This is a genomic window from Micromonospora sp. NPDC004704 (assembly GCF_053601675.1).
This window is the reverse complement of the sequence record NZ_JBSGCD010000009.1, coordinates 17,321-32,056: the sequence shown is the minus strand read 5'-3', so window position 1 is coordinate 32,056 and position 14,736 is coordinate 17,321. Positions and strand designations below refer to the sequence as shown.

At 71.2% G+C, this 14,736-nt stretch carries 13 protein-coding genes; 5 read left to right on the top strand and 8 right to left on the bottom strand.

The features are described 5' to 3' along the window. Positions 1-27: 27 nt before the first annotated feature. From alc to ACWEFB_RS14885, 3 genes are read right to left on the bottom strand one after another with little or no spacing between them, the layout of a single operon-like run. Entirely contained in the window at positions 28-1,137 is a 1,110-nt protein-coding gene (gene alc / locus ACWEFB_RS14895; RefSeq protein WP_452285713.1) for an allantoicase, read from the bottom strand. Next, positions 1,137-2,462: an allantoinase AllB gene (gene allB / locus ACWEFB_RS14890; protein WP_326559605.1), complete on the bottom strand. Its 1,326-nt coding sequence runs from the start codon at positions 2,460-2,462 to the stop codon at positions 1,137-1,139. The genes alc and allB overlap by 1 nt, the downstream gene beginning before the upstream one ends. Positions 2,463-2,514: 52 nt before the next feature. Next, positions 2,515-3,708, bottom strand: a complete 1,194-nt coding sequence (locus ACWEFB_RS14885; protein ID WP_452285711.1) for a DUF6986 family protein — start codon at positions 3,706-3,708, stop codon at positions 2,515-2,517. Positions 3,709-3,924: 216 nt separating this feature from the next. Here ACWEFB_RS14885 and ACWEFB_RS14880 point away from each other — a divergent pair, with 216 nt between their 5' ends. The 3 genes from ACWEFB_RS14880 to ACWEFB_RS14870 all read left to right on the top strand — a co-directional run bounded on the left by ACWEFB_RS14880 (position 3,925) and on the right by ACWEFB_RS14870 (position 10,420). Continuing rightward, complete coding sequence (locus ACWEFB_RS14880; RefSeq protein ID WP_452285709.1) at positions 3,925-6,807, top strand: AAA family ATPase; 2,883 nt, start codon at positions 3,925-3,927, stop codon at positions 6,805-6,807. Positions 6,808-7,049: 242 nt separating this feature from the next. After that, positions 7,050-9,266, top strand: a complete 2,217-nt coding sequence (locus ACWEFB_RS14875) for a M4 family metallopeptidase (RefSeq protein ID WP_452285707.1) — start codon at positions 7,050-7,052, stop codon at positions 9,264-9,266. A 98-nt stretch (positions 9,267-9,364) separates the two neighbouring features. Next, entirely contained in the window at positions 9,365-10,420 is a 1,056-nt protein-coding gene (locus ACWEFB_RS14870) for a glutathione S-transferase family protein (RefSeq protein ID WP_452285705.1), read from the top strand. Between the two features lie 19 nt (positions 10,421-10,439). On the opposite strand, the gene ACWEFB_RS14865 is transcribed toward ACWEFB_RS14870, so the two are convergent. The 4 genes from ACWEFB_RS14865 to ACWEFB_RS14850 form a co-directional block, all read right to left on the bottom strand. Beyond that, complete coding sequence (locus ACWEFB_RS14865) at positions 10,440-10,970, bottom strand: orotate phosphoribosyltransferase (RefSeq protein WP_452285703.1); 531 nt, start codon at positions 10,968-10,970, stop codon at positions 10,440-10,442. A 78-nt stretch (positions 10,971-11,048) separates the two neighbouring features. Further along, positions 11,049-11,570, bottom strand: coding sequence for a metallophosphoesterase family protein (locus ACWEFB_RS14860; RefSeq protein WP_452285701.1), 522 nt, complete (start codon positions 11,568-11,570; stop codon positions 11,049-11,051). Positions 11,571-11,659: 89 nt separating this feature from the next. After that, positions 11,660-11,854, bottom strand: coding sequence for a DUF397 domain-containing protein (locus ACWEFB_RS14855; RefSeq protein ID WP_452286042.1), 195 nt, complete (start codon positions 11,852-11,854; stop codon positions 11,660-11,662). Next, positions 11,851-12,648 (bottom strand): helix-turn-helix domain-containing protein, encoded by a 798-nt coding sequence (locus ACWEFB_RS14850; protein WP_452285699.1) that lies wholly within the window; start codon positions 12,646-12,648, stop codon positions 11,851-11,853. The genes ACWEFB_RS14855 and ACWEFB_RS14850 overlap by 4 nt, the downstream gene beginning before the upstream one ends. Before the next feature lie 447 nt (positions 12,649-13,095). Between ACWEFB_RS14850 and ACWEFB_RS14845 the strand changes: the two genes are divergently transcribed. Continuing rightward, the gene (locus ACWEFB_RS14845; RefSeq protein ID WP_452285697.1) at positions 13,096-13,395 is read left to right on the top strand and encodes a hypothetical protein; all 300 of its coding nucleotides are present in this window, start codon (positions 13,096-13,098) and stop codon (positions 13,393-13,395) included. Continuing rightward, on the top strand, positions 13,392-13,712 hold the full coding sequence (locus ACWEFB_RS14840; protein ID WP_452285695.1) for a hypothetical protein: 321 nt from the start codon (positions 13,392-13,394) through the stop codon (positions 13,710-13,712). Before ACWEFB_RS14845 ends, ACWEFB_RS14840 begins: the two co-directional genes overlap by 4 nt. 75 nt (positions 13,713-13,787) lie before the next feature. Here the strand turns inward: ACWEFB_RS14840 and ACWEFB_RS14835 are convergent, their stop codons facing one another. Further along, entirely contained in the window at positions 13,788-14,609 is an 822-nt protein-coding gene (locus ACWEFB_RS14835) for an alpha/beta fold hydrolase (RefSeq protein ID WP_452285693.1), read from the bottom strand. Positions 14,610-14,736: the final 127 nt, after the last annotated feature.

The following is a 14,736-nucleotide window of genomic DNA, read 5'->3' as shown; positions in this document are numbered from 1 at the left end:
GATAGCGCCTCTTTCTCTACAAGAGGGCTATCGGTGTGTCGAAGGGGGCGGTGGGAAGGAGCGGCGCCAGGGGGTGTCGGCGGTCGGGGCGGCGGAGCGGTCGAGCTGGTGTTGGTGGGTGGGGGGAAGGGAGTCCCACCAGCGTTGGCGGAGGTTCGCCAGGTCGTCGGGGGCGATCCGGCCGGGCAGGCGCAGTCTCGCCATCCCACCGTCGGGATACACGTCCAGCCGGACGTCGGTTGCCGTACGGGCGTCGGGCAGCGGAAACCGGTGCCGGGTGTCGGGTTGCAGGCGTACTCGGGGCAGCAGGTCGAACCAGGACCGGTCGTCGGCCGGGTCGGCGTACCGGGTGTCGATCCCGCGCAACGACGCGGCGCCCGGGGCGTTGCCCTTGAAGTGGCTGGTGTCCAGCTCCGCCAACCGGATCCGGCCGGGGGCGACGAGGCGGACGCGTACCCAGTCGTTGCCGGCGTCGCGGCGCCGCGCGGTCTCCCAGCCCTCCCCCATCACCCGGGCCAGGCCGGGCGCGACGAGCTGGTCCGGCGACCCGTAGAAGCGGTTGCTGCAGTCGGTGACCCGACCGCCGTACTCCAGGGCCGCGAGGTCGACCTGACCGTCCGGGAAGAGCCGGGGATCCGGTACGACCGTCCCGTGCACCCGCAGCCGGGCCACCCCGCCGTCCGGGAAGATGTTCAGCCGCACGTGGGTGAACCGGTGCGGGTCCGTCACCGCGAAGGCGTTCGCGGTGTCGCCCTGCACCGCCGAGCGGGGCACGATCGTCAACCAGTCGGCGGCGGCCAACTCGGCCGGGCTCGGATAACCCTCCAGGCCGCACGCCTGCACCGAGACGAAAGGCGGAAAGTTGCCGGTGAAGAAGGCGGTGTCGACCACCACCCCGGAGATCACACCGGGCGCGCCGAGCCGGACGGTCGCGTGGTCGTGGCCGGGTTCCCGGCGGCGGCGGGTCTCCCAGCCGTCGTACACCTGGCCCTTTGCCCCGAAGGTCTGCGGGGTGAACGTCGGCGCACCGGTGTTGACCAGGTTGTCCCGGGCGGCGAAGAACTCGTCGTTGGCGTCGACCACCGAACCGCCGAGCAACCGGGAGGCGAGGTCGGGCAGCTCGGTGAAGTCGGCCATCAGGCCCCCCGGCGCAGGAACCGGCCGCGCGGCGGCTCGTCCGGCCGGACCTGGTCGCCGCGCAGCCAGGTCGCCCGGACCTCGCCGAACAACTTCCGACCGGCGTACGGGGTGATCGGGTGGCGGTGCCGCAGCAGGGCCGGTTCGACCGTGAACCGACCGTCGGGGGCGAACGCGACCAGGTCGGCGTCAGCACCGGGTTCGATCCGCCCCTTGGCGGGCAGGCCGGCGATCTCGGCCGGGCGACGCGCCATCCAACGGACCACGTCGGCGAGGCTGTGTCCGCGCTGACGGGCCTGGGTCCAGATCACCGGCAGGCCGAGCTGCAACGACGCGATGCCGCCCCAGGCGGAGGCGAAGTCGCCCCGGTCGAAGTTCTTCAGCGCCGGCGGGCAGGGCGAGTGGTCGGAGACGACGCAGTCGATCAGCCCGGCGGCCAGCCCCGCCCAGAGCGCGTCGCGGTTGTCGGCCGACCGGATCGGCGGGCAGCACTTGAACTCGGTCGCCCCGTCGGGCACCTCCTCCGCGGTCAACGCCAGGTAGTGCGGGCAGGTCTCGGCGGTCACCCGTACGCCGTCGCGGCGGGCCTCGGAGATCAGTGGCAGCGCCTCGGCGGCGCTGAGGTGCAGGATGTGCACCCGCGCACCGGTGGCCCGGGCCGCGGCGAGCACGGTGGCGACCGCCTTCGACTCGGCCAGCGGTGGGCGGGTGGCGACGAAGTCGGCGTACCGGCCGGTTTCCGGGGTGGGCAGGATCTCGGCCGGGTCCTCGGCGTGCAGGACGAACAGGGCGTCCACCGCCTCCAGCGCCCGCCACAGTCCGGCCGGGTCGAGCGGCGGGAACTCCGGCACCCCGGAGTCGACCAGGAACGCCTTGAAGCCGAGCACCCCGGCGGCGTGCAGGGCGGGCAGGTCGGCGAGGTTGCCCGGTACCGCCCCGCCCCAGAACCCGACGTCGACGTGGCACCGGCCGGCGGCGGCCCGCCGCTTGATCCGTAGCGCGTCGGCGGTCACCGTCGGCGGCAGCGAGTTCAGCGGCATGTCCACGATGGTGGTCACCCCGCCGGCCAGGGCCGCCCGGGTGGCGGTCGGGAAGCCCTCCCACTCGGTCCGCCCCGGCTCGTTGACGTGCACGTGGGTGTCCACCAGACCGGGCAGCAGCGCCAGTTCGCCGAGGTCCTCGCCGGCCACCGCGTGGTAGTCCTCGATGGCGGCGATCCGCCCGTCGCGCAGGCAGACCGCCGCCGGGCGCTCCCCCTGCGGCGTCACCACCCGACGCGAGCGCAACACCAGGTCGTAGTCGCCGTTGTTCTCCTCGCCGCTCATGCCCACCACCTTCTGCTGGATGTCGCCGATCGGTCCGGGCTCCGGTGGCGGGTCACAGTGCCGCCAACTCGGCCCGGTCGAACCCGGCCTCGTCGGGGTCGTACGCGCCACAGTCCAGGCCGCGCAGCAGGAACCCGGCCAGCGCCCGCGCCGTCGCCGGCTCGTCGAGCACCCCGCTCGCCTGCCGCTCCAGGTACGCCCGCAACCGCCGCTGCGCCGCCACCCGCCCGTCGCGGAAGAAGGCGTACGTGGCGGCGAACCGGGTCGGCAACTGCGCCGGGTGCATGTCCCAACCCTGGTAGAGCCCCTGTTCGAGGGAACGTCGGACCAGCCCGGCGTGCAGGTGCCAGGCGGCCCGTACGTCGGCTTCGGAGCCGACCGGGAGCACGTTGGTCGAGCCGTCGGAGAGGCGTACGCCGGTGCCGGCGGCGACCACCTGCATCACCGCCTTGGCGAAGTCGGCGACCGGGTGCGCCATGCTCTGCTGCGCCGCGGCGACGCCGAGTGCCGCGCTGTAGTCGTAGGTGCCGTAGTGCAGGGCGGTGCACCGGCCGCTCGCCGCACCGATCATCCGGGCGACGGTGGCGGTGCCGTCCGAGCCGAGTACGGCCGGCGGCGTCTCCACCTGCACCTCGAACCGCAATGTCCGTACGGGCAGCCCGTGTGCCGCCTCCAGCCGCTCGCAGAGCACGACCATCGCCTCGACCTGTGCGGGTGCGCTGACCTTCGGCAGGGTCACCACGAAACCGTCCGGTGGCGGCCCGTCCAGCGCCTCCAGGAAGATGTCCAGGGTGCGTACGGCCCGGTGCCGGCTCGGCCCCTCCAGGTTCTTGATCCGCAGCCCGCTGAACGGCAGTGGTCCGGCCGCCCGCAGGGCCTTGGCGGCGTTTCGGGCCGCCGCGTCCTCGACCCCGTCGGCGGGTACGCCGTACCCGTCCTCGAAGTCGATCCGCAGGTCCTCGATCGGTTCCCGGTCGAGCTTGCCGACCACCCGGTCGTGCAGGTCGGCGGCGTACGGCGGCGGTGGAAACCCGGCCAGTACGGCGAGCGCCGCCGACCCCCACTCCGACACCACGCCGGGATGCATCCGGTCGGCGGGCAGGTAGACGGTGTGCACCGGTTGCCGCCCCTGGGCCGGTCCGGGATAGGTACGGAGCAGGTCGGCGTCGACCGGGCCGAGCAGGGCGTCGAGTTCGGCGTAGACGGACGGGTCAAGTCTGTTCCACTGTGGAGTGTGGTCGGCCATGGTCGATGTCCCCCGTCCCGGAGTCACCCTTTGCAGTGGATCCTGCTAGCACCGTAGCCGCTCCGGCCCCGACAGTCAGCACTCAAGACCATCACCTATGCACACCTATTGATGTATTGAGGTGCAGCTCCTAGGCTGACGTGCGGCATCGACTGCACGAAGGCCGCCGGGACCCCGACCACGGGTCGGAGCCACCCGGCTCGGCAACGTAGGGGGATGGCGCTGGGCGGAGACCTCCCTGCCGAAGGACGACCCGGCCTCCTCGGCCGGACGGAGCTGCTGGCCGGCATCGAACGGCGGCTCGCCGCGGGCGGCGGGGTGGTGCTCGCCGGTCCCGACGGCATCGGCAAGTCCGCGCTGCTGGACGCGGTCGCCGCCACGGCGGCCGGGCGCGGGGAACTCGTGCTGCGACTCAGCCCGGCCGAACCCGAACGGTCGCTGCTCTACTCCGGCCTGGTCGACCTGTTCACCCAACTGCCGGCGAGTGCGGTGGACCCGCTGCCGTCGCCGTACCGGGCCGCGATCGAGGCGGTCCTGTCCGGCACCATCGGCACCGGTGGCCCGGACGCGTCGTACAACGGCGATCCCGCGTTCGAGCTGGCCTGCCGGCGGGCGCTGCGCCGGGTGCTGGAAACGGTGGCCGCCCGGCAGCCGGTCCTGCTGGTGCTCGACGACACCCAGTGGCTCGACGCCGCCTCGGCCGGCATGCTCGGTTACGTCGTACGCCGCATCGGCGACCAGCCGATCCGTACGGTGGCCGCCCGGCGGCTGGTCGAGCCCGGCTCGGACCACTGGGCCAGCCGGCTCTGCCCACCGCCGGTGCTGGAGCTGACCGTACCGCCGCTGGCCGCCGACGACCTGGCCGCGCTGTTGGAGGCGCACGGGCTGCCGTGCCGGGCGGCGAGCCGGCTGCACGCCGACAGCGGTGGCAATCCGTACCTGGCGCTGGCGCTCGGCGGGGCCTTCGGACCCGACCCGGAACCGGCCTGGCGCCCGGTACCGCTGCCCGAACCCGTACGGGCCCGGCTGCGCCAGCGGATCGACGCGCTGCCGGCCGGGGTGGCCGACACGCTGCTGGTGGCCGCGCTCGCCACCCGCCCGACGGTGGCGCAGCTCTGCCTGGCCGGGCGCCCGGACGCCGAACGGGAGATCCGGCTCGCCGGCTCGGCGGGGCTGGTCCGGCTCGACGGCCCGGTGGTGCGCTTCACCCCGACCGGGGTGGCGACCGTGCTGGTCGACGAGGCGGAGTCACCGCGCCGGGCGGCCATCCACGCCGCGCTGGCCGGGGTGGCGACCGACCGGGCCGAGGACGCCCGGCACCGGGCGCTGGCCGGCGCGGGGCCGGCAGCCGAGGTGACCCGGTCCCTGGTCGCGGCGGCCGAGGCCGCGCTGCGCCGGGGTGCGCGGGGGCTGGTCGCCGAGCTGTACCTGCTCGCCGCCGACCGCACCCCACCCGGCTGGCCCCGGCAGGAGTGGCTGGTCAGCGCCGCGGAGGCGGCGGCAGCGGCCGGGCAACCCGACCTCGCCGGCCGGGCCGCCGAGGCGGTGCTCGCCGGGGACGCGACGGCGGCGCACCGGGTCCGGGCCCGGATGGCGCTGATCGACCTGGCCGGTCAGGCGCTCGGCGAGATGGACCAGGCGTTCGCCGCGGCGCTCGCCGACGCCGAGAGCGAGGTCGCCCTGCTCGCGCCGCTGCGGCTGCGGCTGGCCTGGCGTGCGCTGGTCGCCGGCACACCGGACCGGGCGGTGGCCGAGATCGACGGGGCGATCGCCGCCGCGCGGGCCGCGGGCGACCGGACCACCGAGGCGATGGCCCTCGGCGTACGGGCCCAGGTGCAGCGGGTACGCGGCCACCCGGACTACGTCGACACCCTGGCCCGGGCGCTCGCGCTGCCGGTGCCGGAGCAGACCGGCTGGCTGCACCTGACTCCGCGTTACCTGTCCGCCCGGTTCGCCCTCGCCGACGACCGGCTCGACGCCGCCCGCGCCGAACTGCTCACCATGCTCGCCACCGCCGAGCGGGGCGGGGGTGAGGAGCTGATCGGGGTGCTGCGCAGCCTGGCCGAGGTCTCGGCCCGCGCCGGCCGGTGCCGGGAGGCGTTGCAGCACGCGCAGCGGGCGATGCGCGTCTGCGAGCAGACCCGACTCAGCCCCGGCCCCTGCTGGTACACCCTGGCCGTGGCGGAACTGGCCGGCGGCAGCGTGGCCCGCGCCCTCGCGTACGCCGAACGTGGGGTGCGCGCCTCCGAACAGGAACGGGACAACATCTTCCTCTGCCGCAACCTGCACGTGCTCGGCCAGGCGCGGCTGCGCGCGGGGCAGCACCGGGCCGGGGTGGAGGCGCTGCGCCGGTTGCGCGACCTGGAGGCCGCACAGGGCGTCGCCGACCCGTCGATGCTGCGCTGGCACGGTGACCTGGCCGCCGGCCTGGCCGCGCTGGGTGCGTACGACGAGGCGACCGAGACCATCGCGCTGGGGCGACGGGCGGCGTTGCGGCTCGGCCACTGCACCGGTGTGCTTGCCCAGCTCGACCGGGCGGCGGCCCTGGTCCTGGCCGAGCGGGGCGATCCGGGTTCGGCGGTCGACCTGTCCGCCGCCGCAGCGGAGTGCTTCGCCACCCTGCACCAGCCGATCGAACGCGGGCACGCGCTGCTCGTCCAGGGCGGTGCCGAACGCCGTCGCCGCCGGTACGCCGCCGCCCGGGTCGCGGTCGGTGCCGCGCTGACCATCTTCCTCCAGGTCGAGGCGAAGCCGTGGGTGGAGCAGACCACCCGGACCCTGGCCCGGGCCGAGGGCGTCTCGACCGGCCCGTACGCACCCGACGGGGCCGCCCGTACGCCCGAACACCCGCGACTCGTGGCCGGGGCTACCGCCGTCGCCGGGGATCGGCAGTCCAACGGCAGGCCCGGCTCCACCGAGGGGCTCACCTCGACCGAGGCGCACATCGCCGGGCTGGTCCGGCAGGGGGCGAGCAACCGGGAGATCGCCACCCGGCTGTTCATCAGCGTGAAGACCGTCGAGGCGACCCTGACCAGGGTCTACCGCAAGCTCGGTGTCCGGTCCCGCACCCAGCTCAGCTCGCGACTCAACGAACGCTGACCGGCGGACCGCAACGCCGAACGACTCATCCGACCGCTGAACGACCGACCCGGCAAACGCCGTCGAGGCCGGGCCGGGCGCCGGCAAGGGATTTCCCTGATTCGGTGACAGGCGTCGATGCCTAGCGTGTCATCGCACGCTCCACTGTCGACCCACTGTCGACCCGGTCCGCCGTCACCCACCGGTGCGGCCGGCCAACCCCCGGCTGACCCGCCCCATCGGGCGGAAGAAGGAGTACCCAGGTGAGACGCAAGGTTCTCAGCCACAGCCTGGTGGCGCTCGCCACCGGCACGGCACTGACGCTGACCGCGACACCCGGTGTCGCGGCACCCGCACCCGTGCCGGCCGCCCCGAGCGCCGCCCCCGCCCAGCTGGCCGCCACCGCAGCCGACCAGCTCGTCGACAGCGCCGCCCCCGCGCTGCACCGCTCCGCCGGTGACACCCTGCGCCGTACGGGGGTGCAGGTCGGCAACCGCGGGCTGCACTACGTCACGTACGAGCGCAGCTACCGTGGTCTGCCGGTGGTCGGCGGCGACGTTGTCGTCACCACCGACTCGACCGGTGCGGTACGCGGCACCGCCGTCGCGCAGGAGTCCGCCATCGCGGTCGACACCGCACCGGCGGTCAGCACCGACCGGGCTGCCGCCACCGCCACCGCGCAGCTCACCAAGGCCACCGAGACCACCACCCCTCGCCTGGTGGTGCTCGCCTGGGGCGCACCCCGACTCACCTGGGAAACGGTTGTCACCGGCTCGATCGGTAACACGCCGAGCAAGCTGCACGTCTTCGTCGACGCCGTCACCGGCGCGGTCGCCGACTCGTACGACGAGGTCCGCGCCGGCACCGGTAACAGCTACTACAACGGCACGGTCAGCATCAACACCTCGGGCTCCGGTTCGTCGTACTCGATGACCGACACGACCCGGTCCGGGCTGCGGTGCGGCGGGCAGACCGGCACCGCGTACACCGGCACGGACGACACCTGGGGCAACGGCTCGGGGACCAACCTGGAAACCGCCTGCGTCGACGCCCTGTACGCCGCGCAGCGGGAGTGGGACCTGCTCGGCTCCTGGTTCGGCCGCAACGGAATCACCGGCAGCGGCGGCAGCCCGCCGATCCGGGTCGGCCTCAACGACGTGAACGCCTACTGGAACGGCAGCTACGTCAACTTCGGCCACAACCAGGCCAACACCCGCCAGGCCACCCCGATCGACGTGGTCGCGCACGAGTTGGGTCACGCGGTCTTCCAGTACACCCCGGGCGGCGCCGGCAGCGGCAACGAGAACGGCGGCATCAACGAGTCGACCGGTGACATCTTCGGCGCGCTGACCGAGGCGTTCGCCAACAACGCCAACGACCCGCCGGACTACCAGGTCGGCGAGGAGGTGGACCTGGTCGGTGACGGTCCGATCCGCTACATGTACAACCCGTCCCTGGCCGGCGACCCGAACTGCTGGTCCACCTCGATCCCGAACACCGAGGTGCACGCCGCCGCGGGTCCGCTGAACCACTGGTTCTACCTGACCGCCGAGGGTTCCAACCCGGGCAGCGGCAAGCCGGCGAGCCCGACCTGCAACAGCTCCACGGTCACCGGCATCAGCATCCGCAAGGCCGGCGAGATCTACTACAACGCGTTGCTGGCCAAGACGTCGAGCTGGCGTTACGCCAACATCCGGGTCGCCACCCTGAACGCGGCGAAGAACCTCTACCCGGGTAGCTGCACCGAGTTCAACACGGTCAAGGCGGCCTGGAACGCGATCAGCGTCCCGGCCCAGTCGAGCGAGCCGACCTGTGGCACCGCGTCGAACGACTTCTCCATCTCGGCGTCGCCGACCGCCGGCAGCGTCGCGCCGGGTGCGGTCGCGACGACCACGATCAGCACCGCGGTGACCGCCGGGTCCGCGCAGACGGTCGCGCTCTCCGCCACCGGCCTACCCTCGGGTACGACCGCAGCCTTCAGCCCGTCGTCGGTGACCGCCGGCGGTTCGTCCACCCTGACGTTGACCACCTCGACGTCGACTCCGGCCGGCACGTACACGGTGACGGTCACCGGGACCGGGAGCGTGTCGCACTCGACGTCGTACGCGCTGACGGTGACCGGTGGCGGGGGTGGCGGTTGCTCCGGCACGAACGGCACCGACGTCGCCATCCCGGACAACGGTGCGGCGGTGACCAGCAGCATCACCATCGCCGGCTGCAACCGCAACGCCGGGACCGGCTCGACGATCGCGGTCAACATCGTCCACACCTACCGTGGTGACCTGGTCATCGACCTGGTCGCGCCGGACAACAGCGCGTACCGGCTGAAGAACAGCTCCAGCGACAGCGCCGACAACGTGAACACCACGTACACGGCGAACCTGTCCAGCGAGGCGGCGAACGGCACCTGGCGGCTGCGGGTGCAGGACGTCGGCCCGATCGACACCGGCTACATCAACACCTGGACGCTCACCCTCTGATCCACGCCGAACCCCGTCGGCCGCCGCCCGTACGCCGGGCGGCGGCCGGTGCGTTCCGGTCCGTTCGAGGCGGTAAACGGGCGTCCGGAACGGGCCGGATGCGCGACGATAGCGGAATGTCGAAGACGAACGATGCCGGCGGCACCTACGTGAATCCCGGCGGCGAATTCACCCGCGACCAGCGTTACATCGCCACCCGGATCACCGCCGACGGGCGTGACGGCTATCCGGTGGAACCCGACCGCTACCGGCTGGTGGCCAGCCGGGCCTGCCCGTGGGCGAGCCGGATGGTGATCATCCGTCGGCTGCTGGGACTGGAGGACGTCCTGTCGCTGGGACTGGCCGGGCCGACGCACGACAAGCGGAGCTGGACGTTCGACCTCGATCCGGGCGGGCGTGACCCGGTGCTCGGCATCGAACGCCTCCAGGAGGCGTACTTCGCCCGCTTCCCCGGTTACGAGCGCGGCATCACCGTCCCGGCGATCGTCGACGTACCGACCGGGCAGGTGGTGACCAACGACTACGCGCGGATGTCGCTGGACCTCTCCACCGAGTGGACCGCCTACCACCGGCCGGACGCGCCGAGGCTCTACCCGGAGGAGCTGCGGGAGGAGATCGACGAGGTGAACCGGGTGGTGTTCGGCGACGTGAACAACGGCGTCTACCGCTGCGGCTTCGCCGGCTCCCAGGAGGCGTACGCGCGGGCGTACAAGCGGCTGTTCGACCGGCTCGACTGGCTCTCCGCCCGGCTCGAGGGGCAGCGTTACCTGGTCGGTGACACGATCACCGAGGCCGACGTCCGGCTGTTCACCACGCTGGTCCGCTTCGATCCGGTCTACCACGGGCACTTCAAGTGCAACCGGCAGAAGCTCACCGAGATGCCGGTGCTGTGGGCGTACGCCCGTGACCTGTTCCAGACCCCCGGATTCGGGGACACGGTCGACTTCGAGCAGATCAAGGAGCACTACTACGTGGTGCACCGGGACATCAACCCGACCGGCATCGTGCCGATCGGTCCGGACCTTTCCGGCTGGCTCGACCCGCACGGGCGGGAGTCGCTGGGCGGGCGCCCGTTCGGCGACGGCGCCCCGCCGGGACCGGTCTCGGCCGGCGAGGCGGTCCCGGTGGAGCACACTCCGTACGCCGCGATCTAGAGCCCGTGTGGCCGGCCGGTCAGGCGGTCGCGGCCCGGTCCAGGTCTGCGCGGGTGAGCAGCGACCTGAGCGCGATCCCGTCGGCGGCCAGCGCCTCGGCACCGCCCTCCTGCCGGTCGATCACGCAGAGCGCGTGTTCGATCTTCGCCCCCAGCTCGCGGAGCTGACCGGTGGAGATGGCGATCTGGCCGCCGGAGGTGACCACGTCCTCGACGATCAGGACCCGGGCGCCGCCGACGTCGGCACCCTCGGCCAACCTGGCGGTGCCGTACGACTTGGCGACCTTGCGGACGAACGCGCACGGCAGCCCGGTGTGCCGGCCCAGCGCGGTCACCACCGGGATGCCGCCGAGTTCCAGCCCGGCGAGGACCTCGGTCTCCGGCGGTACGAGCGCGGCCATCTCGGCGGCGAGGGCGTCGAGCAGCACCGGATCGGCCTCGAAGCGGTACTTGTCGAAGTACTCGTCGGCGACACGGCCGGAACGGAGCACGAACCGGCCGGACAGGCGGGCGACGGTGTTCACCCGATGGGCGAGATCAACGAGAGTCACGAGGCACCATCATGGCAGAACCGCTCACGACTCATCGACGGCGGATAAAGGAGTCTCCCCGCGTACTGCGGGTTTCGGTCAGCGGGGTGACTCCGGCGGCCGGCGGGCCGGTAGCGGGTGCAGGGTGACGGCGTCCAGACGGCCGCCGGTGACCTCGGCGGTGAGATAACTGGCGTACGGTTGCCGGCGCCGGTCGGTCGGCGAACCGGGGTTCAGCAGGCGCAGCCCGCCGGGCGCCTCGCTGTCCCAGGGAATGTGCGAATGACCGAAGATCAGCAAGTCGGTGTCCGGGAACCGGGCCGCGCAGCGCTGCTCCCGCCCGGCCGCCGGCCCGGTTTCGTGCACCACCGCGATCCGGAGCCCGTCCAGCTCGGTTCGGGCGATCTCCGGCAGCCGTTTCCGCAGCTCAAGCCCGTCGTTGTTGCCGTACACCCCGACCAGTCGGGCACTGCGCGCGGACAGGGCGTCGAGCAGGGATTCGTCCACCCAGTCACCGGCGTGGAAGACCACATCGGCGGAATCGAGGGCGGCCCACAGCTCGGCCGGCAGGTCTCGGGCCCGCTTCGGCAGGTGGGTGTCCGCCATGATCACGAGACGCACCCGACCAGCCTAACCGCCCGCGACCCCTGGCAGTTCGGACACACGGAAGCCCCCGGCCAGTCAGGTCGGGGGCTTCCGGGGTTTCGCAGTCAGCTAACCAGGCCGATTTTCTTGGCGAGGTTCACGAACCCCTGCCACTGGTCCGGGCCGAAGGTCAGGGTGCCGCCGTCGCGGTCCTTGGTGTCCCGCACGAGCACGCGACCAGGGAGGTTGTCGGCGACCTCGACGCACGACCCGCCGTTGCCGCTGGACTTGGTGGACTTCCGCCACTTGGCGCCGGTCACGTCCATGTCTTCGTCACTTCCTTGATCCGCTGGAGCGATTGCCGCATTGGGAGGGTGTGATTCCGGACTATCTCCCACGTCCTGGCCAGCCTAGCAACATCGCTAGCGTCATCAACGATCTGTGCGCGGAGCTGGTTGTCGGCGTGCGCTACCCGCCTTCCGTCGGGCAACTCGGCAATGATGAACTGTCCGGACATACCGATATACATTCCCGCGTCGGACGGCACTAGCCCGACCTGAACGTGGTCAAGCTCCGCCAACTCGATGATCCGCTCACACTGGGCCAGCATCAATCCCGGTCGGTCAAGCACGGGTCGATGGATGATCTGCTCGTCGATGATCACGTTCAGTTGAGGTGGCGTTTCACGCTCCAGGATCTTCTGCCGGTCCAGTCGGGATGCCACGGCTTGGTTGACCTCCTCCGGGGTGAACCGACCGCCTGCCATCGTCGCCCGCGCGTACGCCTCAGTCTGCAAGAGTCCGGGTACGCAGGTTGCCTCGTACCAACGCAACGTGAGCGCGGATGCCTCGTACTCAATCCACTGTCGAAGCCAGGTTGGGGAAAGTTCGAGCTTTGCCAGCTTGCGCATCATCCGCGCGTACCTGCCGCCGGTCTTGAACACCTCATCGATCTTGTCGACGTACGGCGGCGTCGGCGGACGCTGGCCGGTCTCCACGGAGCTGACGTGGGACCCCGAGTATCCGATGGCTTTTCCGAACTCTTCCTGACTCATCTCACGCTCGGTGCGCGCCAGCCGCAGCTCTTCAAGCACGTACTCGATCAATTCGCTCATCGATTCCCCCTCTACTTCTCGGCAACGATCACCACTTGCTCGCCGTTACCCAATCGGCTCCTGACCTGCGCGAACCCTGCGCGCCCCTATCGACGGTAGTGCAGTCCTAACCAGACTGTCACCTAGCGGTTCCGCTCGAATCCACATCCCTCGGATGTCGCCCGCATTCAAAGGACGGGCGGGACTGCGCGGGGCTGTCCCAACCTCCCTACGGGACAGCCCCGCTTCCAACATCGAAAAGGGGTGCGGGATGTTCGTCTGGCATATCTGGGTCGACTGGCTGATCAGACTCGTCGCGCCACCGGCACCGCCGCCCCCCGCACCACCAACGCCCCCACCTCCGACACGCCCCGCCTGGGCCACCGAGGAAACCACCCGGTTCCAGGAACGCCCGTGGACCCTCGGCCAACGAACCTGCTACGGGACAACCCGATGGAACGAACGCGGATGACAACCCTGAGCGTGGGCAACGTACTGACTTTCCAACCGGCCGACTACCACCGCAGAGCAGAGAACAAGCTTCAGCCCGGCAAGGCGGAGCTGACCCTCCGATTGACCCGCCTACCGGAACGCATCGACATGCTCGTAGCGGAATGGGTGCCGCTGGGCGGCATCGAAATCGTGGACCACGTCGAGGGCGAGGAAATATCCGTGGCCGTCCACCGCGAAGCGCTTCCCGGTCGCGTCCCGCGTCGTCTGAACCTGGTCACACCGCACTTCATGGAGCAGGAGCTTCCGCCGTTATGAACGACCTGTGCGACCTCGTCATCCCCGAGTTGGCCGAGCACACACCGCTCCGGCCACTCTGGATCTGCCGAGTCGATGCCCGCCCGTGGCCCTGCCCGGACGCCCGACTGAACCTGGTGGCCGCGTATCTGCCCGACCGCCGGATCGAGCTGTACCTGTACCTCGGCTTGCAGTTCACCACAGCCCTGGTCGAACTCGACACGGTGGCGGTGGACAACGGAGTGCGAGCGACTCCTTCCGGCCTCCACGTACGCATCCTCGGCTGGCTGATCGCACATGAGGCCAAACAGCGAGACAGACGTCGCCGCTCCATCTGACAGAAACATCGGGGCGGCGTTCCTCCACCCCTATTTGATTGCCGCCCTTGTTCCGCTTACGTCCGGTACGGCCTCTCAGCTCTTAAGGAAGGCGAGCAGGTCCTCGTTGACCTTGTCCTGGAGGGTCGCGGTCATCCCGTGCGGCGCGCCGGGGTAGTAGATCTCCTGTGATCCCGGAATGAGCTGGGCCGACTTCGGCCCCGAGTCCTTGACCGGGACAATCTGGTCGTCCTCGCCGTGCATGACCAGGGTCGGGATGTCGAACTTCTTCAGGTCCTCGGTGAAGTCCGTCTCGGAGAAGGCCTCGATGCTGTCGTAGGCGTTCTTCAGACCCGACTGCATGCTCCAGAGCCAGAACTGGTCCAGGATGCCCTGCGAGACCTTCGCACCCGACCGGTTCGCGCCGTAGAACATCAGGGCGAGATCCTTGTAGAACTGCGACCGGTCCTTGAAGAGTCCGGCACGCAGCTCGTCGAAGACGCTCTTCGGCAGCCCTTCGGGGTTGGCCTTGGTCTGCAACATCAGCGGGGGCACCGCCGAGATGAGCACCGCCTTGGCGACCCGTCCGGTGCCGTGCCGACCGATGTAGCGGGCCACCTCGCCACCACCGGTGGAGTGGCCGACGAGGCTGGCACCGGTCAGGTCGAGCGCCTCGATGACGGCGGCGAGGTCGTCCGCGTACCCGTCCATGTTGTTGCCGGCGGAGGTCTGGCTCGATCGGCCATGACCGCGACGGTCGTGCGCGACCACCCGGAAGCCGTTCTGTACGAGGAAGAGCAGCTGCCCGTCCCAGGCGTCCGCGCTCAACGGCCACCCGTGCGAGAACGTGACGACCGGACCCTCGCCCCAGTCCTTGTAGTAGATCTCGGTGCCGTCCTTGGTGGTGATCGTGCTCATCGTCGCCCTTCCTCTACGTCCGCAAGGCAGGCGGGCACTCGGCGCAGGTCGCACACCGGTCGAGCCGGCTCACATCCGACTCTAGACCGCCGTCATGGCCCTGAACTGGGCTTCCCTGGAACGCCCG